20 protein-coding genes are annotated in these 19089 nt (G+C 73.0%); 10 read left to right on the top strand and 10 right to left on the bottom strand.

Annotated elements, in window-relative coordinates; translation table 11 throughout:
• Positions 1-159: 159 nt before the first annotated feature.
• Positions 160-495, bottom strand: coding sequence for a hypothetical protein (locus tag QFZ82_RS36530; RefSeq protein WP_307717215.1), 336 nt, complete (start codon positions 493-495; stop codon positions 160-162).
• 247 nt (positions 496-742) lie between these two features.
• On the opposite strand from QFZ82_RS36530, the gene QFZ82_RS36525 reads away from it, so the two are divergent.
• Positions 743-1972 carry a hypothetical protein gene (locus tag QFZ82_RS36525; RefSeq protein WP_307717214.1) on the top strand — a complete coding sequence of 410 codons (1230 nt, stop codon included), beginning with the start codon at positions 743-745 and terminating at the stop codon, positions 1970-1972.
• 382 nt (positions 1973-2354) lie between these two features.
• Here the strand turns inward: QFZ82_RS36525 and QFZ82_RS36520 are convergent, their stop codons facing one another.
• From QFZ82_RS36520 to QFZ82_RS36500, 5 genes are all read right to left on the bottom strand, one after another.
• Positions 2355-3362: a 4-hydroxythreonine-4-phosphate dehydrogenase PdxA gene (locus QFZ82_RS36520; RefSeq protein ID WP_307717213.1), complete on the bottom strand. Its 1008-nt coding sequence runs from the start codon at positions 3360-3362 to the stop codon at positions 2355-2357.
• Positions 3359-5101 carry a tripartite tricarboxylate transporter permease gene (locus QFZ82_RS36515; protein ID WP_307717212.1) on the bottom strand — a complete coding sequence of 581 codons (1743 nt, stop codon included), beginning with the start codon at positions 5099-5101 and terminating at the stop codon, positions 3359-3361. The genes QFZ82_RS36520 and QFZ82_RS36515 overlap by 4 nt, the downstream gene beginning before the upstream one ends.
• A complete protein-coding gene (locus QFZ82_RS36510; RefSeq protein ID WP_307717211.1) occupies positions 5098-5640 on the bottom strand; it encodes a tripartite tricarboxylate transporter TctB family protein in 543 nt (180 codons plus the stop codon). The genes QFZ82_RS36515 and QFZ82_RS36510 overlap by 4 nt, the downstream gene beginning before the upstream one ends.
• Positions 5637-6602, bottom strand: a complete 966-nt coding sequence (locus QFZ82_RS36505) for a tripartite tricarboxylate transporter substrate binding protein (protein ID WP_307717210.1) — start codon at positions 6600-6602, stop codon at positions 5637-5639. Before QFZ82_RS36505 ends, QFZ82_RS36510 begins: the two co-directional genes overlap by 4 nt.
• 213 nt (positions 6603-6815) lie before the next feature.
• Positions 6816-7547: a GntR family transcriptional regulator gene (locus QFZ82_RS36500; RefSeq protein WP_307717209.1), complete on the bottom strand. Its 732-nt coding sequence runs from the start codon at positions 7545-7547 to the stop codon at positions 6816-6818.
• Positions 7548-7754: 207 nt separating this feature from the next.
• Between QFZ82_RS36500 and QFZ82_RS36495 the strand changes: the two genes are divergently transcribed.
• From QFZ82_RS36495 to QFZ82_RS36475, 5 genes are all read left to right on the top strand, one after another.
• A complete protein-coding gene (locus tag QFZ82_RS36495; protein ID WP_307717208.1) occupies positions 7755-8726 on the top strand; it encodes a sugar phosphate isomerase/epimerase in 972 nt (323 codons plus the stop codon).
• On the top strand, positions 8723-10453 hold the full coding sequence (locus QFZ82_RS36490; protein ID WP_307717207.1) for a dihydroxyacetone kinase family protein: 1731 nt from the start codon (positions 8723-8725) through the stop codon (positions 10451-10453). Before QFZ82_RS36495 ends, QFZ82_RS36490 begins: the two co-directional genes overlap by 4 nt.
• Positions 10453-10914, top strand: a complete 462-nt coding sequence (locus QFZ82_RS36485) for a ribose-5-phosphate isomerase (RefSeq protein WP_307717206.1) — start codon at positions 10453-10455, stop codon at positions 10912-10914. The genes QFZ82_RS36490 and QFZ82_RS36485 overlap by 1 nt, the downstream gene beginning before the upstream one ends.
• Entirely contained in the window at positions 10824-11672 is an 849-nt protein-coding gene (locus QFZ82_RS36480) for a triose-phosphate isomerase (RefSeq protein WP_307717205.1), read from the top strand. Before QFZ82_RS36485 ends, QFZ82_RS36480 begins: the two co-directional genes overlap by 91 nt.
• A gap of 109 nt (positions 11673-11781) precedes the next feature.
• Positions 11782-12609 carry an SDR family NAD(P)-dependent oxidoreductase gene (locus tag QFZ82_RS36475; protein WP_307717204.1) on the top strand — a complete coding sequence of 276 codons (828 nt, stop codon included), beginning with the start codon at positions 11782-11784 and terminating at the stop codon, positions 12607-12609.
• 187 nt (positions 12610-12796) lie between these two features.
• Here the strand turns inward: QFZ82_RS36475 and QFZ82_RS36470 are convergent, their stop codons facing one another.
• Positions 12797-13879 carry a C45 family peptidase gene (locus QFZ82_RS36470; protein ID WP_307717203.1) on the bottom strand — a complete coding sequence of 361 codons (1083 nt, stop codon included), beginning with the start codon at positions 13877-13879 and terminating at the stop codon, positions 12797-12799.
• A complete protein-coding gene (locus QFZ82_RS36465) occupies positions 13876-14109 on the bottom strand; it encodes a hypothetical protein (RefSeq protein ID WP_307718001.1) in 234 nt (77 codons plus the stop codon). The genes QFZ82_RS36470 and QFZ82_RS36465 overlap by 4 nt, the downstream gene beginning before the upstream one ends.
• Between QFZ82_RS36465 and QFZ82_RS36460 the strand changes: the two genes are divergently transcribed.
• Together QFZ82_RS36460 and QFZ82_RS36455 are read left to right on the top strand one after the other, a co-directional pair.
• A complete protein-coding gene (locus QFZ82_RS36460; protein ID WP_307717955.1) occupies positions 14047-14454 on the top strand; it encodes a TetR family transcriptional regulator C-terminal domain-containing protein in 408 nt (135 codons plus the stop codon). The genes QFZ82_RS36465 and QFZ82_RS36460 overlap by 63 nt on opposite strands.
• 259 nt (positions 14455-14713) lie before the next feature.
• Complete coding sequence (locus tag QFZ82_RS36455; RefSeq protein WP_307717202.1) at positions 14714-16336, top strand: amidohydrolase; 1623 nt, start codon at positions 14714-14716, stop codon at positions 16334-16336.
• Positions 16337-16476: 140 nt separating this feature from the next.
• Here the strand turns inward: QFZ82_RS36455 and QFZ82_RS36450 are convergent, their stop codons facing one another.
• On the bottom strand, positions 16477-16995 hold the full coding sequence (locus QFZ82_RS36450) for a GNAT family N-acetyltransferase (RefSeq protein ID WP_307717201.1): 519 nt from the start codon (positions 16993-16995) through the stop codon (positions 16477-16479).
• On the opposite strand from QFZ82_RS36450, the gene QFZ82_RS36445 reads away from it, so the two are divergent.
• Positions 16994-17626: an XRE family transcriptional regulator gene (locus tag QFZ82_RS36445; protein WP_307717200.1), complete on the top strand. Its 633-nt coding sequence runs from the start codon at positions 16994-16996 to the stop codon at positions 17624-17626. The two genes, QFZ82_RS36450 and QFZ82_RS36445, sit on opposite strands and share 2 nt — an antisense overlap.
• Entirely contained in the window at positions 17623-18867 is a 1245-nt protein-coding gene (locus tag QFZ82_RS36440) for an MFS transporter (protein ID WP_307717199.1), read from the top strand. The genes QFZ82_RS36445 and QFZ82_RS36440 overlap by 4 nt, the downstream gene beginning before the upstream one ends.
• Here the strand turns inward: QFZ82_RS36440 and QFZ82_RS36435 are convergent.
• Positions 18812-19012, bottom strand: a complete 201-nt coding sequence (locus QFZ82_RS36435) for a DUF2191 domain-containing protein (protein ID WP_307717198.1) — start codon at positions 19010-19012, stop codon at positions 18812-18814. The genes QFZ82_RS36440 and QFZ82_RS36435 overlap by 56 nt on opposite strands.
• Between the last annotated feature and the right edge of the window lie 77 nt (positions 19013-19089).

Raw genomic sequence — 19089 nt, 5'->3', positions numbered from 1 at the left:
CTCAGCGGCGCGATGCCGATCGGGGCCGCACCCCCGCGGACGGACAGCCCGCTCGCGCGGCCCCGGTCCGGTCTGCGCGTCCGGGCCGGATCACGGAGGGTGATCCGGCCCGCAGCGCCCTGGTCCGCCCACCGTCCGGTGCGGATGCCCGCCTGCGAGTCACAGGCAGCGGGTGATCCACCGCTGGAGTGCGGCGTGGGTGGTGTCGTCCAGCGTGCACAGTGCCTCGATCGCCGCCAGATCGCCCGGAAGCGGCGCGATGCCCGCGGTGGTCAGCGCGGCGTGCAGGTCCAGGCGACGCCGGTCCGCCGGCTCCAGCGGCAGGGGGACGCGCCGGCCGGGGTCGGGGGCGGGCAGCACGTAGTCGCCGGACTCCAGGCCGTCGTAGGAGATGTGCGTCGTCCCGGGGTCGTCGACGAGGGCTCCGGGGAAGCGGTAGTGGTCGAACGCCGAGCTCGCGACCGGAGCGATGGTGGAAGCCTGTCCGCTGTTCATGCGTACCTCCTCGGTTGTCGTGCAACTGATGAGGAGGACTGCCGGGCTGGTTCGCGCAGTTGCGGTGCGGGCTGCTTACCACCCGAATGCCCCCTATGGCATCTCGTCACATGAGAGACAAACATATGTGTGCGAGGCGCAAACGGCTCGGCACGCATGCGGTGTGAGCCACGCAGCTCCAACTGCCTGTTAGAATGACGTGAGTTGGCCTTCGGCGCGGCAGTGCACGCGTCCGGAGGCTTTTTTCATGCCCTCTGACGCCCCCGCTCCACCTTCGCCCTCCGTGCCCACCACCGGCTATCGCGAACTGCTGCGCAACAGCGAGTTCACCGGCCTCTACTCCAGCTTCACCTTGTCGGTCGCCGCGAGCACCGTGTCGGGCTTCGCACTCGGAACCCTGGTCGACCACGAGACAGGTTCGCCCTTCCTGACGGCCGTGAGCATGTACGGCGCCACGTTCGCGACGGTGCTCGGAGCGCTGACCCTGATGTCGGTCGCGGACGGGAGGCGGCCGCGACGGACCGTCGCCGCGCTCCAGTTCGTCTCGGTCGCGGGCGTCGCCGCGCAGGCGGTTCCGGGCCTGCCACTGGCCGTCCGGTTCGGACTGCTGCTGGTGCTGGGGTTCTTCCAGTCGCTGGCGACCGGCACACGGCTGGGGCTGCTCGCCGAGGCCGTGCCGGCCTCCGCGTACGCTCCGGCCCGTTCGCTCATGAACATCACCTCCGGCGGCACGGCCATCCTCGGCTACGCCCTCGGCGCCGTGCTGCTGCGACACCTCGGCCCCCAAGGACTCTTCACCGTCGCCGCGGCCTTGAACGGTCTCGGGCTCGTCGTGGTGGCGGCCACCGTCAGGGAGCACTCGATCCGTCTCACCAGGCGTCCCGGACTGCGCCGTACCTGGACCACGAACATCGCGCTCTTCTCCCACTCCGGCCGGCGGGCGCTCCTGCTGAACCTGTGGGTTCCCAACGGGCTGATCGTCGGCTGCGAAGCCCTGTTCATCTCCTACGACCCCCGCAGCGCCGGCCCTCTCCTGGCCGCCGGATCGGCAGGCATGCTGCTCGGGGACCTGACCGTGGGCCGCCTGCTCACCGCCGACCGGCGACGCCGCTGCGCCTTCCCCCTGCGACTGCTGCTCGCGGCCCCGTTCCTGCTGTTCGTGACGTGTCCGCCGGTGCTGGTCGCGGCAGCGGCCGTGTTCGCCGCCGGCGTCGGCTTCGCCGCCACCCTGCCTCTGCAGGAGCAGCTCCTCGACCTGACGCCCGGCCCGGTCCGCGGTCAGGTCCAGGGCGTGGAGTCCGCCGGCCGGATGACCTGTCAGGGTCTCGGTGCGGCGATTGCCGGCGGCGTCGCCCACCACGTCGCCCCCGGCACCGCGATCACCGCCCTCGCCGCGGTGTCCCTGGCGATCACCGTCGTGTCGCGCCCCCTCGTGGCCCGCGCCCGCGCCGTGGGTGTGGAGCGGATGGGCACGTGAACACGTTCACGCCGGCTGTTCCGGCGTCCGTGCAGCCCCTCTGGGCGCCGTGCGTCCCCGCGCTGTTCCCACTGCGCCGGCCCTGGCGGCGGTCCGGCCCACGACGAGGAACCGGCCGTACGCCTCGTCGTGGAGGAGGCCGAGCGCCGCGTCCTCGACCGTCGCCGCCACGGTGACGCCTGAGCCATCGGCGCCCCGGTTCCGGGAACCGGGGCGCCGATGGTACGTGCGTCCGTGAACAGGGCGCGCTGCCCCTCGGCTCCCGTCTCAACGGGCGCGCAGCGGCGGCTCCTCGGCGCGGGCGCGCCCGGAGAGGAGCGAGTACCCCCGCCGACGGGGGTTCATCCGCGCGCGGCCCCGCATCCGCGGCGTCGTTCGCGCGTCACCCGCGCGCCGCCCTGCGCCCGCCGATGCGGACCGCGAGATCGAAGGCGTTCTGGATCGAGCCGGTGGTGGCGACGCCCTTGCCGACGACGTCGAAGGCCGTGCCGTGGGCCGGGGTGCAGATGGGGACGGGCAGTCCGCCGGCGATGGTCACACCGCCGTCGAAGCCCATCAGCTTCATCGCGATCTGCCCCTGGTCGTGGTACATCGTCAGGATGCCGTCGAAGTCACCCGCCTTGGCCCGCAGGAAGATCGTGTCGGACGGGAACGGGCCCGTCACGTCGATGCCTTCGCCCGCCAGGTCGCCGATCGCCGGGCCGATGATGTCCAGTTCGTGACGGCCGAACTTGCCGTTCTCCCCCGCGTGCGGGTTGAGTGCGCAGACGCCGATCCGCGGCGCGTCGAGGCCCGACTCGCGCAGCACCCGGTCCAGCAGACGGCCCGCCTGGACGACGTTCTCGCGGGTGATGCCCTCGGCGACCTCGGCTATCGAGACGTGCGACGTGACGCGCGCGGTCCACAGGCCCGGCAGGACGTTGAGCTCCGAGGTGAATCCGCCGACGTCCAACACGTCCTCGAACCAGCGGAGTTCGTCGTTCTCCGTCATACCGGCCAGGTGCAGCGAGGTCTTGTTGAGCGGGGCGAAGAGGATGGCGTCCGCCTCGCCGCGCTTGACCATGCCGAGGGCCGTCCTGAGGTTGTCGAGCGCCCAGCGGCCGCCGGCTTCTGTGGCCTTGCGCCGCTCGAAGGCCGCGACCGGGCGAGCGGCACTGTTGTCGTGCAGCAGCGGCACGCCCGCGATGGGCTCCGTGCTGTAGACGATGGGCAGACCGGTTTCCTCCCCCGCCGCCTTCAGCTCGGCCTCGTCGGAGATGAGGACGATGTCGGCGGACGCGGTGCTCTCCGGGCGGGACAGCAGCTTCGCGATCAGCTCGGGGCCCACACCCGCGGGGTCGCCGAGGGTGACGGCTACGCGGGTACGGCTGGTGGTCGTGGTGGTGCTCATGACGGCCTTTCCTGGGAAGTGGGACGGTCGGGGTCGGCCCCGGCGGGAGTGTGACCGCTCGCCGTGCCGGCCCGGTCCGTGGTGGTCAGCGAGTCCGCGGCGGCGGGAGTGTGACCGCTCGCCGTGCCGGCGCGGTCCGTGGTGGTCAGCGAGTCCACGGCGGCGGGAGTGTGACCGCTCGCCGTGCCGGCGCGGTCCGTGGTGGTCTGCGGGTCGGTGCCGTCGGCGGCCGGCGCGCCCGCCCTGCCGGCATCGTCCGTGCTCCTCTTCCCGCGAAGCGCCGCGACCGCCGTGGGGCCGGCGACGAGCAGCAGGGCCAGGAGCAGGATGCCGATCGCGGTACCGCTGCCGGTGATCTGGGAGAGCACGGCGCCCTCGCCGAGTGCCGACGTCTGGACCAGCGCCTTCTCGAACAGCGGGCCGATCACCAGGCCGAGCACGAGCGGTGCGACCGGCAGGTTGAGGCGCTTCATGCCGTATCCGACGAGACCGAAGACGATCACGATCCAGACGCTGAGCATGCTGTTCTTGACCGAGTACGCGCCGATCAGGCTGGTGACGATGATCAGCGGGTACAGGATCGCGTACCGGACGCGCAGCAGTTGGGCGAAGACCGGGGCGAGCGGCAGGTTCAGCATCAGCAGGATGACGTTGCCGATGAAGAACGAGGCGAGCAGACCCCAGACCAGGGTGGGCTGGTTCTCGAAGAGCAGTGGGCCCGGCTGGATGCCGTAGATCAGGAAGGCTCCGAGGAGGACGGCCGTGGTGGCGCCGCCCGGCACGCCGAGGACCAGCGTCGGGACGAAGTTGGCGTTGGAGGCGGCGTTGGTGGCCGCGTCGGGGGCGACGACGCCCTCGATGGCGCCGGTGCCGAGCTTCTGACGATTCTTCGAGAAGCGCTTCTCCGCTCCGTACGCCATGAACGAGGCCAGCGTGGTGCCGGCGCCGGGAAGGCAGCCGAGGAGGAAGCCGACGACCGTTCCTCGCGCGGTGGCGGGGGTGGCGCGCCTGAGGTCCTCCTTGGTGAGCAGCAGGTCGCGGAAGCGTGCCTTGACCGGTTCGGCCATACCGGTGTGCAGCTGGTTCAGCAGTTCTCCGATGGCGAAGAGACCGATCATGACCTCGACGTACGGCACGCCTCCGAACAGGTCGATCTGGCCGAACGTGTAGCGGGGGGTGCCGGAGCCGACGTCGATGCCGATGCAGGCGATGAGGATGCCGGCGAGGCCGATGCCCATGCCGAGGAGGAGATTCCTGCCGGAGAACACGACGATCGTGCACAGGCCGAGGATCATCACGGCGAGCATCTCGGGCGGACCGAAGTCCAGGGCGAGCCGGGCGAAGAAGGGCGCGACGGCGGCGAGCGCGAACAGCGAGACCATCGCCGAGACGAAGGCCCCGAGCGCGGAGACCGCCAGCGCCGGTCCGGCCCTGCCCTGCCGTGCCATCCGGTAGCCGTCGAGGGTGGAGACGACGGAGGACGCCTCGCCGGGGGTGGCGATCAGGATGGCGGTGATCGTGGCCCCGAACTGCGAGCCGTGGTAGATGCCCGCGAGCATGATCAGCGCGGTCAGCGGGTCGAAGGTGAGGGTGACCGGGATGAGGATGGCGACGCCGGTGGCGGAGCCGAGGCCGGGCAGGATGCCGATGACGGTGCCGAGCAGGACGCCGACGAAGCACCACAGGAGGTTCTCGGCGCTGAGGGCCGCACCGAAGCCGGTGACGATGTGGTCGATCACAGGGTGCTCCACAGGACCGGGTCGAACACACCGAACGGCAGTGGTACCCGAAGGACCACGACGAACAGCACGTAGGAGACAACCAGTACGCCCGCTGCGGTGGCGAGGGCGGCCGGCCGGGGCATCCGCTCGACGACGGCCGTCAGGAACAGCGTCATCAGGGCGAGTGACGGCAGCATGCCCAGGACCGGGATCAGCAGAGCGGTGACGGCCATGGCGGCCGTGACGACGACGAGCTTGCGGCTAATCTCCCGCCGCTGCGCCGCCGTGTGGCCGGCGGACTCCTCGACGTGCCCGTCCCCTTCGAGGACGGATCCGGCGCGCACCTCCTGCCGCACGAGGCCGAGGCCGATGAGCAGCAGCAGGAGTCCGGCCACGCGTGGCAGGGCGCCCGCTCCGACGGTGCCGTCCTCCGGGTTGGTCCACGGGTAGGAGAAGGAGCCGGCGAAGAAGAGTCCGCCGAGGGCGGCGAGCACCGCGTGCGCCGTGAGCACGGAACGCCGTCGGCGGGCGGGCGGCACGGGGGTCGTGTGCGTCATGACAGCGCCTCCCGCATCTGCTTGTCGTAGCCGTGGAGGAACCTCTCGAAGTCCTCGCCGGCGACGTCGGCGGGGATGAGCAGGTCGCCTCGGATGTAGTCCTGGTAGGTGTCGGCCCGCATGGCCTTGCGGATCGCCTTGATCCAGTAGTCGCGCTGGACGTCGTCGATGCCCTTGGGGGCCAGCACGCCGCGCCAGATGGTGACCCTGGCGTCCAGGCCCTGCTCCCCGGCGGTCGGCACGCGGCCGAGCAGCGGGTCGTCGTAGCGCTTGTCGGTCAGCGTGCACAGCGCCTTGAAGTCGCCGCTCTCCAGGTACGGTTTGGCGGCCGCGGCGCTGGCGGGGGCCACGTCGATCCGGCCGCCGAGCAGCCCGGTGAGGACTTCGCCGGTGGATCCGTAGGGGACGACGGAGAATTTGCCGCCGTTCTTCTCGAACGCCGCGACGACGAGGGAGTCGGCGCCGGTCTTGCCGCTGGAGCCGGTCTTGACGGCCTTCTCGCGGCTCGCCTCGACGAGTTCCTTGCAGGTGTCGAACGGGGAGTCCTTGCCCGCCACGACCATGCGCGAGTCCTTGGCGAACATCACCAGCGGTGTGAAGTCGCGGTAGGTGAAGGGCACGTCGTAGACGATCGGCAGGGTGTTGAGCGCGCTTTCGGCCACCAGCAGAGCGTTTCCGTTGCCCTTCTCCGCCATGAAGGTGGCCCAGCCGACGGCGCCGGAGCCGCCTTCCTTGTTCTCGACGTTGACGTCGAAGCCCGCGTCGAGTTCGTTGAGGCCCTGGGCGATGACCCGGGCGGAGCGGTCGCTCCCGCCGCCGGGGGCGAAGGCGACCAGGGCGGACACCGAACCGCGCGGAGTCCAGTCGCGAGGCACCGGGGGGCTCGTGTTCAGCAGCGAACACCCGGAGAGCAGGGTGATGGCGCTCGTGGCGGCCAGCGCCATGCGCAGAGGTGGCTTCATTCGTAGCCTTCTTGCGTCAGGGGGAGGAAGTCTCCGGTCGCGCATCCCTGCGACATCAGAGATCCTATGGGATATGCGAAGAAGCTAGGGGCCGGTCCGTGCGTTGACAAGAGGCCGGACGAAAAGTTCCGGACACGGAAGACGAAAACGGCCGCGGAGCGCATCGGCGATGCGATGCGCCCGCGGCCGGACAACGTTGTACGGCGCCGGGATTCAGCCGTCGGCCGACACGCGTCGTGCCACCGCCTCCAGGTGGTCCCGCATGGCGGCCACGGGCTGCTCCGGATCGCCCGAGGCGAAGGCGGCGAGGATCGCCGCGTGCTCGCCGACGGCCTGCTCCAGGTCCATGGTGCCGTGGTCCGCGGTCTGCCGAAGCCGGTGCACATGGGCGCCGAGCGACTCGACGGACTGGGTCAGGAACCGGTTCCCGGCGGCTCGGATGATCGTGAGGTGGAACTCCCAGTCCGCGGTGAAGTAGTCGCGCAGATCGGCGAAGTCCGCGGGCCGGCCCTCGGCTCCGCGCAGCTTTCGGACGCGGTGGGCGGCGAGGACGTGCCGGGCGTGGGCGGCCTGCAGCTCGGGGACCAGGTCGTCGGCATGCGGAAGGGCCCGCTCCACGGCGGCCGTCTCCAGAATGCAGCGCATGTCCATGAGCTCGGCCAGCTGGCCCGGCGAGAGCGGCGGCGCGACGCGATAGCCCTTGAGGGCGGTCCGCGTGACCAGGCCCGTGTGCTCGAGCTGGACCAGCGCCTCGCGCACCGGGGTCGGCGACACCTCCAGTTCCCTGGCCAAGGGGTCGATCCCCAGCGAACTGCCGGGCGGGGCCGAGCCGTCGAGGAGTTTCTCCAGAATCGCGTCGTACACGCCGTCACGCAGGGCGCGGCGCGGGACCACCGGGGTCCGCGGCCGGGGCTTGTCGCTGAGGCTGGTCTCTTTGCTCGTCATCTCGCGGCAATCGTAGCGCCGGAGGCACGCCCGAGCCGAGGTTGCGCAGCAGACCCCTACTAAAAAGATCCTATAGGGTCTACGATTATCGCGTTGCGGTCGGCGCCCTGCGCGCCGGGACCCGTGCCCCTCACGGGGCCACGACCGGCCGGCGCCCGCACGACCGCACGCTTCCCCAGGCTTCCCAGGACCGACCCGGAGGCGACCATGCCCCACACCGCGCAGGACTGGCCCATCGGCGCCGCACTCCTGCAGTTCCCCGGCACCACCCCGGACGGCCGTCCCGTCCAGGACGCGCCCGCCACCGACTGGGCCGCGGTCCTGGGCGAGGTCGGCGCCGAGGGCTTCGACCACGTCGATCTCACCGACAGCTGGCTGCGTCCGGGAGACCTCTCCCCCGAGCGGCTGCGCGAACTCGCCCTCGTGCTCAAGAAACACGAACTCGGCGTGACCGCCGTCTCCGTGACCCGGCGCAGCGTCATCGACCCCGACCCGGCCACCGCGGCCGCCAACCTCGCCTATCTCCTGCGCACCGTCGACGCCGCCGCCGAACTCGGCACCACCGTCGTGTGCGCCGGCCTCCACCGGCCCCTCACCGAGGCGCAGCGGCGGGCCATGTGGTTCTGGCACGAGCCCGGGGGCAGCGACCCCCACGACGACGAACGCACCTGGGCCCTGGCGGTCGAACGGCTGCGCCTCGCAGGCGAGCGCGCGGCGCGGCACGGGCTGCGCCTGTCCCTGGAGATGTACGAGGACACCTACCTCGGCACCCCGGAGAGCGCCGTGCGTCTCGTCCGTGACATCGGCCTGCCCAACGTCGGCATCAACCCGGACATCGGCAACCTGGTCCGCCTGCACCGGCCGGTGCCGCCCTGGGAGGAGCTGCTCCGCCCGGTGCTGCCGCACGTCAACTACTGGCACATCAAGAACTACTACCGCGACACCGACCCGGCGACCGGGGCGTACTTCACGGTGCCCGCACCGGTGGAGGGCGGTGTCATCGACTACCGGCGGGCCCTCGACCTCGCCCTGCGGGCCGGCTTCGACGGCCCCATCTGCACGGAGCACTACGGCGGCGACGGACTCGGCGTCTCCGCGCGCAACCGCGACTACCTGCGTCGCGTCCTGTCCCTGAAACTCCCGCTGCTCACGGGCGCGCGGGCCGAGGTGGCGACGTGACCCTGCTCGTCAACGACCCCGGCGCCTTCGCCGACGAGGCCCTCGCCGGATTCGCGGCCGCCCACCCCGACGACGTGCGCATCGTGCACGGCGGCGTCGTACGGGCGTCCGCCACTCCCGCGGGGCAGGTCGCGGTCGTCCTCGGCGGCGGGACCGGTCACTACCCCGCCTTCGCGGGCTGGGTCGGCCCCGGCTTCGCCCACGGAGCCGCGTGCGGCAACATCTTCGCCTCCCCCTCCGCCTCCCAGATCTGCTCGGTGGCCCGGGCCGCCGAGAACGGCGGCGGTGTGGTCCTCGGCTTCGGCAACTACGCGGGCGACGTCCTGCACTTCGGGCAGGCGGCCGAGCAGTTGCGCGGGGAGGGAGTGGACGTCCGGATCGTCACCGTCACCGACGACATCGCCTCGGGTCCCGCGGACGGGACACGGCTGCGCAGAGGCATCGCCGGCGACCTGCCCGTGCTGAAGATCCTCTGCGCGGCGGCGGAGGAGGGCCGCGCGCTCGACGCGGTGGAGCGGGCCGGACGGAAGGCCAACGCCGCGACGCGCTCCCTCGGCCTCGCCTTCGGCGGATGCACGCTCCCGGGCGCCGGGCGGCCCCTGTTCACCGTGGACAGCGGGCGAATGGGCGTCGGGCTCGGCATCCACGGCGAACCGGGCATCGAGGAGCGTCCGTTGCCGACCGCCGACGGCGCCGCCGACCTGCTCGTGGACGGCGTGCTGGCCGAACGCGCCGAGGCGGCGGCCGCGGCAGGCGGATCCGACCGGATCACCCTGCTCCTCAACGGCCTCGGCGCCACCAAGTACGAGGAGTTGTACGTCGTCCACCGTCGCGTCGTCGAACGGCTGACGGCGGAAGGTCTCACCGTCGTCGCCCCGGTGGTCGGGGAACAGGTCACCAGCCTGGGCATGGCGGGCCTCTCCCTCACCGTCACGTTCCTCGACCCGGACCTGGAGGCGCTGTGGACGGCCCCCGCCGCCACCCCCGCCTTCCGCCGCGGGAACCTGGCCCCCCGGCCGCCGCGCACCGACGACCCGGCCGCCGGCGCCCGCACACCCCCTGTCGTCCCGGGGGACTCCGCGTCGCGGGCACTCGGCGCGCGGATCGCCGAGGCGCTGGGGACCGTGCGCGACACGGTCGTGGCACACGAGCGGCGGCTCGGCGACATCGACGCCGTCGCCGGGGACGGCGATCACGGCATCGGCATGCGGCGCGGTGCCGAGGCCGCCGCGACGGCGGCCGAGGAGGCCGTCTCGCTCGGCGCCGGGGCCCGTACGGTGCTGGGGCGGGCCGGAGCCGCGTGGTCGGAGCGCGCCGGCGGAACGTCCGGCGCCCTGTGGGCCGCCGCGCTGACCGCGTTCGGCTCCGCGCTGGGTGACACCGGCGCCGCTGACGCCGCGCGGATCGCGGCGGGCGTGCGGGCCGCGGTGGACGCGGTGCAGCGGCTCGGCGGTGCGGAGCCGGGGGACAAGACCCTCGTCGACGCGGCCGTCCCCTTCAGGGACCGGCTCGAAGCCGCACTCCCCCACCACTCCTGCGCGGCCGCGTGGGCGGACGCCGCACACACCGCCGCGCGGGCCGCCGAGGCGACCGCGTCGATCGCCGCCCGGCGCGGCCGGGCCCGTGCCCACGGCGACCGCAGCCTCGGCACACCCGACGCGGGCGCCGTCTCCCTCGCACTCGTCGTGTCCGCCCTCACCCCCTACTTCCGGCAGGAGAAGCACTGATGCACATCGTCGTCGGCTCCGACAGCGCGGGTTTCGACTACAAGGAGGCGCTCAAGGCGGATCTGGCCGCCCATCCCTCGGTCACCTCGGTCTCCGACGTCGGCGTGAGCGCCGGGCAGACCACCGACTACCCGCACGTGGCCGTCGAAGCGGCACGCAGGGTCGCCGCGGGCTCCGCGGACCGGGCCCTGCTGGTGTGCGGCACGGGCCTCGGGGTGGCGATCGCCGCCAACAAGGTGCCGGGCGTACGGGCGGTCACCGCCCACGACTCGTTCTCCGTCGAGCGCTCCGTCCTGTCCAACAACGCCCAGGTGCTCTGCCTGGGTCAGCGCGTCATCGGCCTGGAACTGGCCCGCAGGCTCGTGCGCGAGTGGCTGACGTACACGTTCGACACCGCGTCGGCGTCCGCCGCGAAGGTGGACGCGCTGTGCGCGTACGAACCCAGTGCCGGACGGGAGTGACGCCCGTGCTGTGGATCGGTACGAGTTTCAAGATGACCAAGACGCGCGCGGAGTCGGTCGCGTACGCCGCGCGGCTGCGCTCGGCTCTCGGCGAAGGGCTGCCGGGTGTCCAGCCGTTCGTCATTCCGCCGGCCACGGCGCTGGCCGAGGTGTCGGCGGTGTTGTGCGGCGAACCCCGCGTCCTGACCGGGGCGCAGAACGCCCACTGGGCGGACGAAGGAGCCTGGACCGGGGAGATTTCGGTGCCGCAGGCGGCCGACGCGGGTGCGCGCATCATCGAGATCGGTCACTCGGAGCGGCGTGAGCACTTCGGCGAGACCGACGCCACCGTGGCCCGCAAGGTCGCGGCCACGCTGCGGCACGGACTGACGCCGCTGGTCTGCTGCGGCGAGAGCGCCGAGGTGTTCGCGCGGGGCGGTTCGGTCGATCACGTGCTGGGGCAGGTGGCCGCCGCCTTCGACGGCCTCACCGACACCTCGCGCGCGCTCATCGCCTACGAGCCGGTGTGGGCGATCGGCGAGCACGGCCGTGAGCCGCGGCCGGAGGAGACGGCCGCGGTGCACAAGGCGCTGGCCGCCGAGTGGGGCGGCCGGGTCGCGGGCGTCCTCTACGGCGGTTCCGTCAATCCCGGCAACGCGGCCCGGCTGCTCGGCGTACCCGGCGTCGACGGTCTGTTCGTGGGCCGCGCCGCCTGGGACGTGGAGGGCTGTCTCGCGGTGCTCGACATCGGACGACGGCACGCAGCGGCGGCCGCGTGACGGCTCCCGGGCATCGTGCGTCGGGTGCCGGTCAGCCGTGCCTGGTGGTGGCGACACCAGGTTCAGCACGCACTCCCGGGACCCAACACGCGCCTGCCAGGCTGCCGCCATGAACCGACGCACCGTCCTGATCACCGGCGCGACCCAGGGGCTGGGCCGCGGCATCGCACTCCACCTCGCCGCTCAGGGTCACACCGTCCTGCTCCACGGCCGCGACCGCGCCCGCCTCGACGCCGTCGTGGCCGAGATACGCGCCACCGTCCCTGACGCACCCGTCCGCACCTACCTCGCGGATCTGTCCGACCTCGACCAGGTGCGCGCGATGGCCGCCGGCGTGCGGGAGCGGGAGCCCCGGCTCGACGCCCTGGTCAACAACGCGGTGGCCGGCGGCGGCTCCGATCCCCTGCGGCGCGAGGTGAGCAGGCAGGGGCACGAGCTGCGCTTCACCGTGAACCACCTCGCCCCGTACGCTCTCACCCGCGATCTGCTGCCCCTGCTCACCGCGTCCGCGCCCGCCCGTGTGGTGAACGTGGCCTCGATCGGCCAGGAGGCCGTCGACTTCGACGACGTGATGCTGGAGCACGGGTACGAGGGGCTGCGCGCCTACTGCCGCAGCAAGCTCGCGATGATCATGGCGACCTTCGAGCTGGCTGCCGAACTCGCCGGCACCGCCGTCACCGTGAACGCCCTTCACCCGGCGCATCTGATGGACACCGAGGGCGTACGCGCATACGGCCTCACGCCCGTGACCGGCGTCGAGGAGGGGGTACGGCCGACCGTCCGGCTGATCACCGATCCGGCTCTGCAATCCACGACCGGCCGCTACTTCGACCAGTTCACGGACGCCCGCGCGCACGAGCAGGCGTACGACGGCGCGGCCCGGCGTCGCCTCATGGAGCTGACCCGCGCTCTGGTCGGAGAGTCCGTACGTCAGTGAGCACCTGACGCCCCCGGGTGGCCTCGGAGTTCGCCCGTCCGGTCACGCTCGCCGCGATCACACGTTTCGCGGCGGGACGCGGGCAGCGATGGCGTGCCGGACCCGACCGGGGCGCGTCATCGCCCGGACACACCGGCGAGCCGGGCCGCGGGGCCACCGCCGACCGGCTCCTTCGCGTGCGGCCGGCTCAGGGCATCGGCGCGGTGACCGGTGTCCACTCCGACGGCCGTGCCGAGCACGGACCGCCCTCGTGCACCAGCAGCCGCCGCTCTGCCGGGTCCACCGCGACGGTGGCCAGCGTCGCCCATCGGGTGCCCAGCGCGCCTCCCTCCGGTGCGTGGCAGCACACCTCGGCGCCGTCGTCCCGGTGGGCCGTGAGCAGTCCGGCGAGGTCGTCGGGGCCGTCCGGGCCCGGGTGGCCGAGCACCCGCGCCGTGAGCAGGCGGTGCCGGTCGTAGGTCTCCGGCTCACGCCGTCCGCGCAGTTCACCGGCCGCGAGGGCGGGGGCGAGTAAGTGGTTGGTGCGCACGAGCCACCCTCCGTCGTCCGGTGTGATCACCGCGGAGCCCGCCGGGCTCGTCTCGACGGACGCCGCGCGGTCGGCGGTCACGACGGTCATGACCGTCGAGGCGGAGACCGGCGCTCCGGTGAGGATGCCGACGGCCTCCTCGAACGACCCTGCCGTGCCGAGGACATGGCGGGCCACGAGGTGAACGGGCACGCCGGTGGCCGCGTCGTCCCGGTGACCGAGGATGTTGAAGAGCACGGCCACCCCGGCGTCGTTGACACCGATCTTCGCGAGGATGCCGTACTCGGTGATGCCCGCGAAGTTCCGGGTGCCGCCGCTGAGGGTCTGGATGTGCCAGGCGTCGGCGAGTTCCTCGTGCCAGTCCCAGCACTGGCCGCCGGTGGTCCGGGTGCCGGTGCGGACCAGTGTGGAGCATTCACCGGCGCGGGGCGCGCCCGCCTCGGCGAGGATCTCGGTGCGTGCGTTGAGCGCGGCGATCGTCCAGAAAGGCACTCCGGCGCCCTCGGCGACCCCTTCCATCTCCTCGACCGGCTCCGGTGCCCACGCGCGGGTCGCGTCGGCCGTGCGCCGGGCGAGCGCGGGAACGTCGAGCGTCCGCCCGCTCCCCGCCGCGACGGTCTCGAAGAGCTTCGCGTAGACGCCCCACGCTCGGGCGATGTCGTCACGGGCGCGGCGGCCGCGTTCGTGGCCGCGCCTCCACGGACTGTCCCCGGCGAGCCGCAGGACCTTACAGTCGCTCATGCCCCGGCCCTCGCGGCAAGCACGGCGCGGTCGTTGCGCATCAGGACGGCGTAGACGACCGCGGAGACGATCATGCCGGCGGGCAGGGAGAGGTCCAGGCCGCCCAGGGCAGCGGCGATCGGGCCGGTGTAGAGGGAGTTGCCGCGAGCGCCGAGCTCGACACGCTCCTGCCGGCCGGGGGACCGGACGGGACCACCCCCACCCAGCGCCTGGCACGGTTCTTCGCGCACGCGACGGGCGAGGCGTACGACAACATCAGCCGGCTCTGGATCAACGCACGGCACCTCAGCCGCTACCGGCCCGTTCTGCGCGACCGGGTCGCCGCGCAGGAGGCCGCCTGGCGCGAGCGGCTGGCAGACCTCATCCGCGAGGGCGTCGAGCGCGACGAATTCCGCACCACCGACCCGTATGTGACGACCATTCAGGTTCTTGTCGTACTCGACGGCCTCGGCGCCCATGCCAACACCGACACCAGCAACCGGCCCGAGGCCGTGACGCGCATGGCCGTCACGACGGCGGAGCGCGAACTGGGCCTGCCGACCGGCACGTTGGCCCCTGCGCCCGCCGGATCCTGAACGGACACGGACCCCGGACACGGACCCCGGGCCCGGCTCCGGCTCCGGCTCCGGCCCGGAGACTGCCGCAGGCCCTGCCACCGGACACCGACCCCGGGCCTGCGACCCACTCCTGAACCGGACACGGACGCCGTGCCCGCCGCCCGCTCGGCCGAGCCGTCGACACCGGCCGCGGCAGCCGACGGGCACGGACCCGTCCGCCCACCGTCCGGTAGCCCCAACCGCCCCTCTCTCCAACCCCTTTCTTCGAGGAGCCGCTGTGCGCACCCCTCTCGTCCTGCTCTCCGCCCGCCTGCTCGACCCGGTCACCGGCGAGTTCCTGCCGGAGACCGCCCTGGCCGTGTCCGCAGGACGGATCTCGGCACTGGGAGACGACCGCCGTATACGGGCGCTCGCAGACTCCTCGACGACGGTGGTCGACCTCAAGGGGGCCGTGGTGACCCCCGGCCTGGTCGACGGGCACCTCCACCCCGTCTCGGGCGCGGAGTTGACGCACGGCCTCGACCTGTCGGGCTGCACCGACCTGGCCCAGGTGCGCGAGGCGCTGGCCGGCGCGGTGCGGAACCTCGCCCCTGGCGCGTGGCTGCACGGCTGGGGCCTGGACCCGAACGCCTTCGGGGACAGACCCGTCGAAGCCGCGGCCCTGGCACCCGTGCTCGACGGCGTCCCGGCGCTCCTCCAGCTCTTCGACGCGCACTCCATGCTGGCGAGCCCGCGCGCGCTCGAACTCGCCGGCGTCGACGGGCCGCGGACCTTCGACCAGGCCGCCGAGGTCGTCTGTGACGACAAGGGCCGCCCCACCGGCCTGCTCCTGGAGGACGCCGCCTGCGAACTCGTCGAGCGGGCCGCCCCCCAGCCGACGCGCGAGGAGCGCCGCGCCCGGTTCGCCGCCGCCCTGCGCGGCATGGCCGCGGCGGGACTCACGGGCGGCCACGCCATGGACGCCAATGGCGACAGCGTGGCCCTCTACTCCGACCTCGACGCGGCCGGAGAGCTGCCGCTGCGGCTGCGGGTCGCGCCCTGGTGCCAGCCCGGCACCGACGCCGACGGCCTGCGCGCGCTCATCGAGCAGCAGGGCACCGGCGGTGCGCTGTGGCGGACCAACGGGGTCAAGCTGTTCATGGACGGCACCATCGACAACGGCACCGCCTGGCTGGAACGCCCCGACTGCCACGGCGAGTCCGCGCACGCCTTCTGGCCGGACCCCGAGGCCTACACCGCCGCCGTGGGCGAGCTCCACCGGGCCGGCGTGCCCACCGCCACGCACGCCATCGGTGACGCCGCCGTACGGCATGCCCTCGACGCGGTCGAGAAGGCGAGAACCGCCGGGGAGCGCGGGCCACGGCACCGGATCGAGCACATCGAGACCGTGCCCGACGACACTCTGAGCCGCTTCGCCGAGCTCGGCGTCATCGCGTCCATGCAGCCCACCCACTGCTGCGACTTCACCCGCGCCGACCACACCGACAACTGGTCGCGCCGCCTCGGCGAGGAGCGCGCCTCGCGCGCATGGCGCTGCCGCGACCTGCGGGACTCCGGCGCCACCGTGGTCCTGGGCTCGGACTGGCCGATCGCGCCCTACCCGCCGTTGGGCGTCATGGCGGGCGCCCGCCACCGCCGGCCGAGCCGCGACCTCACCCAGCCGCCGCACCGTCCGGAGCAGGCTCTGACTGCGCTGGAGGCCCTCCAAGGCATGACCGTCGACGCCGCCTACGCGGCGGGCGAGGAGCACGAGGCCGGCCGGATCGCCGTGGGCTTCCGTGCCGACCTGACGGTCCTCGCCGACAACCCGCTGACCACCGCCGCCATCGATCTGCCGGACCTGCCCGTCCTCCTCACGGTCCTCGACGGCCGTCCCACGCACCGCGACGCGAGTCTGTGACCCGCTCCGTCGGGTGACCGCGGGTTCCCGTGGCGGGGCCGCCGTCCGCGGACGGCGGCCCCGCCACGCATCCCGCCCCCGGCCGGCCGGTCACCGCCACGGCCACGCCCACAGCCACCAACGAAGCAGCTGACCAGTCGTCAGGTCAGGGGGAGCCTCATGATCGTCAGGTCCAGCCACCGCCCGAACTTGATGCCGGCCTCCCGCACCGTGCCGACGTGCTCGAATCCGAAGCGCTCGTGCAGCCGGACCGACGCGACGTTGCCCGCCTCGATGTCCGCGATGACGGTGTGATGCCCGGCCAGACGTGCCGACGAGACGAGCGCGGCCAGCAACGCCGAGCCCACACCCAGCCCGTGCCGGTCCTCGCGGACGTAGACCGAGTCCTCGACCGTGTGCCGGAAACCTTCCAGCTCCCGCCACGGGGCGTAGACCGCGAAGCCGGCGATCTCGCCCCCGGCCTCGGCCACCAAGGCCGAGCCGCGGTCCAGGTGCGCGGCGAGCCAGGCGGCGCCCTCGGCAGGCGTCTGCTTCGTCTCCGTCCACAGGGCGGTCGAGTGCTCGACCGCGTGGTTGCGGATGGCGAGCACGGCGTCCAGGTCGCCGGGGTCCGCCGGGCGGACCTTCACCGCGCCGGGCTTCTCGTATATTGGAACCATGTCCAACATAGTAGATCCTCTGGTCGGGCAGATCGCCGCACGCGTCCGCACCGAGCGGGAGCGGCGCCGGTGGACGCTGGCGCAGCTCGCCGACGCCTCGGGCGTCTCCCGCGCCATGATCCACCGGATCGAGCGCGGCGAGAGCAGCCCCACCGCCGTCGTGCTGGGCAAACTCTCGGCCGCCTTCCAGCTCAGTGTCTCCTCCCTGCTCGCCCTCGCCGAGGGCTCGACCGACACCGGCGAGGGCGAGGGCGAGGGCGCCGAGCCCGGCGGGCACGGCACGGGCACGGCCGCGGGTGTGCGCCGGAAGACCGACGCCGCTCAATGGCGCGATCCGGCGACGGGCTACCGCCGACGCCAGATCACCGGGCCGCACTTTCCCGCGGAGATCGCGGAGATCGATCTGCCCGCCGGTGCCCGGGTGCCGTATCCGGCCGCCGCCTTCGCCTTCGTCCGCCAGGTCGTCTGGGTGCTCGACGGCCGGCTGACCTTCCACGAGGGCGACACGGTTCACGAACTGGAGGCGGGCGACACCATCGAACTGGGCGATCCCGCCCCGTGCGTCTTCGCCAACACCAGCGGTGCCGCCTGCCGTTACGCCGTCGTCCTCGCCCGGGGCGAGAGGCCGTGACCCTCTCCCGCGGCGGCACGTTCCTCCTCGCCTGCACGGCCGGTACGGCGATCGCGAACAACTACGCCGTCCAGCCCGCGCTCACCGACATTGCCGCGCATCTCGGCGTCCCCCTCGCCGTGATCGGTCTCGTGCCGACGGCCGCGCTCATCGGCTGCATGTGCGGATTCGCCCTGCTGCTCCCCCTCACGGACCACGTGGCCCCCAACCGCCTGATCACCGGACAGCTCACGCTCCTGGCCGCCGCTCTCCTGCTGGCGGCGACCGCCCGGGGCGCGGCCGTCCTCCTCGTCGCCTACCTGCTCATCGGGGCTGCGGCCGGCGTCGCGGCGCAGGCGGGCAGCATCGCCGGCCGCCACGCACCGCCCGGGCGCCGCGCCACCGATGTCGCCGTCGTGGCCGCCGGGATGTCGGCCGGCATCCTGCTGAGCCGGCTGGCCGGCGGAACGCTCGCCGACCTCCTCGGGTGGCGGCGGATGCTGTGCGTCTTCGCCGTCCTCGCCCTGCTGGGCGCCCTCTGCACCGCGGCGCTCCTCCCTCGGCAGCGGCCGTCCTCCGGCCACGGCTACCTCGCCACGCTCCGGTCGCTTCCCCCACTGCTGCGCGGACATCCGCAACTGCGGCGCGCGGTGGCCGCCGGCGGCCTGTGGTACTTCGCCTTCAACCTCGTCTGGGTCACCCTCACCCTCGCCCTCGCCCAGCCGCCCCACTCGCTCGCCCCGTCCGAGATCGGGCTCTACAGCCTGGCCGGACTCCTCGGCTTCGCCGTCCTTCCGCTGACCGGACGGCTGACCGACCGCTGCACGGCCCGCACCGTGATCACTGCCGGCCTGCTGGCCGCGTCCGCCGGAACCGCCCTTCTGGCCACCGGGCTGGGCAGCCCCCTGGTCACCGCGCTCGGTCTCGCCCTCTTCGACGCCGGATGCTTCGCCGCGCAGGCGGCCAACCAGAGCCGGATCATCGCCGTCGACCCCGAGCGCAGCGGCAGCCTCAGCAGCGTCTACCTGGTGCTGTACTTCATCACCGGAGCCCTCGGCACCGCCGCCGCCGCGCCCGTGCTCGAAGCCCTCGGCTGGCGCGGCTCGTCCCTCGTCGCCTGCGCCGCCCTGCTCCTCGCCACCCTCGTCGCCCGTCGCGAGCGGCCGCTGCTCACCCAACAGCCGCCCGGCGCACCGCGGAAGGCGATCAGCCCTGCGGCTCCTCCGGCCGGCTCGCGGCCTCCCGCAGCTTCCGGTCCGTGAACCCGGTACGGGTCTCGGTGCGGTGCCCGCGGGCGATGTAGTCGCGTACGACTGCTTCGACGGCGTCCTGCGGGGATCCGATCCCCGCCAGGACCATCACTTCCACGACCAGCTCGGCATCGAGACTGACGTTGACCTCGGCCACTCCGCGCCCCCTCTGTCCTGTCCCCTTCGGAACTCTAGTCGTCGGGAGGGCTCTGGTCGGCGCCGGTGGTGCGGGAG

The sequence above is a fragment of the Streptomyces sp. V4I23 genome, assembly GCF_030817975.1.
In the GTDB taxonomy this organism is placed as follows: domain Bacteria; phylum Actinomycetota; class Actinomycetes; order Streptomycetales; family Streptomycetaceae; genus Streptomyces.
Note: the sequence above shows the minus strand (reverse complement) of the source record. Positions and strands in the feature narration are given on the sequence as shown.

What these genes read in the sequence shown, in the direction of transcription:
- QFZ82_RS36530 (WP_307717215.1), bottom strand. Translation starts at nt 495, where the DNA reads ATGAACAGCGGACAGGCTTCCACCATCGCTCCGGTCGCGAGCTCGGCG.
- QFZ82_RS36525 (WP_307717214.1), top strand. Translation starts at nt 743, where the DNA reads ATGCCCTCTGACGCCCCCGCTCCACCTTCGCCCTCCGTGCCCACCACC.
- QFZ82_RS36520 (WP_307717213.1), bottom strand. Translation starts at nt 3,362, where the DNA reads ATGAGCACCACCACGACCACCAGCCGTACCCGCGTAGCCGTCACCCTC.
- QFZ82_RS36510 (WP_307717211.1), bottom strand. Translation starts at nt 5,640, where the DNA reads ATGACGCACACGACCCCCGTGCCGCCCGCCCGCCGACGGCGTTCCGTG.
- QFZ82_RS36505 (WP_307717210.1), bottom strand. Translation starts at nt 6,602, where the DNA reads ATGAAGCCACCTCTGCGCATGGCGCTGGCCGCCACGAGCGCCATCACC.
- QFZ82_RS36500 (WP_307717209.1), bottom strand. Translation starts at nt 7,547, where the DNA reads ATGACGAGCAAAGAGACCAGCCTCAGCGACAAGCCCCGGCCGCGGACC.
- QFZ82_RS36495 (WP_307717208.1), top strand. Translation starts at nt 7,755, where the DNA reads ATGCCCCACACCGCGCAGGACTGGCCCATCGGCGCCGCACTCCTGCAG.
- QFZ82_RS36485 (WP_307717206.1), top strand. Translation starts at nt 10,453, where the DNA reads ATGCACATCGTCGTCGGCTCCGACAGCGCGGGTTTCGACTACAAGGAG.
- QFZ82_RS36475 (WP_307717204.1), top strand. Translation starts at nt 11,782, where the DNA reads ATGAACCGACGCACCGTCCTGATCACCGGCGCGACCCAGGGGCTGGGC.
- QFZ82_RS36470 (WP_307717203.1), bottom strand. Translation starts at nt 13,879, where the DNA reads ATGAGCGACTGTAAGGTCCTGCGGCTCGCCGGGGACAGTCCGTGGAGG.
- QFZ82_RS36445 (WP_307717200.1), top strand. Translation starts at nt 16,994, where the DNA reads ATGTCCAACATAGTAGATCCTCTGGTCGGGCAGATCGCCGCACGCGTC.
- QFZ82_RS36450 (WP_307717201.1), bottom strand. Translation starts at nt 16,995, where the DNA reads ATGGTTCCAATATACGAGAAGCCCGGCGCGGTGAAGGTCCGCCCGGCG.